Source organism: Paenibacillus sp. Y568 (assembly GCF_059445545.1).
In genome coordinates this window covers 1-1424 of the sequence record NZ_JCAIUM010000057.1, presented here as the reverse complement: position 1 = coordinate 1424, position 1424 = coordinate 1, and the positions used below count along the sequence as shown (strand labels likewise).

The following is a 1424-nucleotide window of genomic DNA, read 5'->3' as shown; positions in this document are numbered from 1 at the left end:
AAGCGGTTGCTCATTGTAGAACAATTGGAAAGTGTAGGAGATGCGTATCATATTCCTGTGCTATTACGCATCCGTGGTGAGCTGGACTTGCATAAGTGGAAACGAACAATACATCAAATAATTGAGCGGCATGATTCCCTACGTACAACCTTCACTTGGGTTCAGGGAGAGCCGATGCAGCAAGTGAATGAACAGACGGATTATGCTGTGGACTATGTGGAGTTACTAGGAGGAGAAGCGGAAATTGAAGCGGCAGTTACAGCTTTCATCCAGCCGTTCGATCTCAGTCGTGGTCCGCTATTCCGAGCGACTCTAGCACGAATAACAGAGCATGAATATGTGATGATGGTAGATATGCATCACATCATCACGGATGGTTCATCCATCGGCGTGCTGGTGAACGAATTCAGCCAACTGTACCGAGAAGAAACACTACCTGAGCTACGTATTCAATATAAGGATTACGCAGTCTGGCAGCGTGAACAGGATGGGAATGACCTAATGAATAGACAAGAGGAATACTGGATTAACCAATTCCAAGGTGAGATCCCAGTACTGAATCTACCACTGGATCATCCACGACCGCAAATGCAGAGTTTCGCAGGAGCGAGCGTAACCATCCGTTTGGAATCCGAACTCAGTGAACTGATCCGGAAGTTGATATCTGATACAGGGACGACATTGTATATGGTGATGTTGTCGGCCTATACCATATTACTGTCCAAATACAGTGGACAGGAGGATGTAGTTGTAGGATCACCAGTAGCAGGTCGTCCACATGCAGATTTGGAGCAAGTGGTAGGAATGTTCGTGAATACATTGGCACTACGTAGTTATCCAGAGGGAAGTAAGACGTTTCGGGCATATGTACAGGAGATGAAGGAACGTGTTCTGGAAGCATTCGAGCATCAGGAATATCCCTATGAACAGTTGATTGAGAAACTGAACGTTCGTCGAGACTTCAGTAGAAATCCGCTGTTCGATACAGTATTCGCGGTGGAGAACATGAACATTGGGGACATTGAGGCAGATGGGCTGACGTTAGAACCCTATCCGCTTCCAGGAAATATTGCGAAATTTGACTTGACCTTCACCGTAGCAGAAGAAGGGAAAGAGATCATACTGGATATCGAATATGCTTCGAAACTGTTTGATAGAGCAACCATCGCAAGGATGGCCGCCCACTACCTACAGATTCTAGAAATGGTGACGGAGCAGATTGATATTCCTCTGGCAGACGTCAGTCTGCTGTCTGGGACTGAACGACGGCAGATTGTTGAGGAATTCAATGATACCTGGAGTGACTACCCACGGGAGAAGACGATTCATACACTATTCGAAGAACAGGCGAAGAAGTCACCAGATAAGGTCGCGATTACCTTTGGATTAGAGACCATGACTTACCAAGAGTTGAACGAGCGATC

Annotated in this window: 1 protein-coding gene; it reads left to right on the top strand. The window is 46.3% G+C overall.

The genetic code is table 11. The features are described from left to right. On the top strand, positions 1-1424 hold a 1424-nt coding region (locus AC1D7X_RS25755; protein WP_495476435.1), incomplete at both ends, for a condensation domain-containing protein.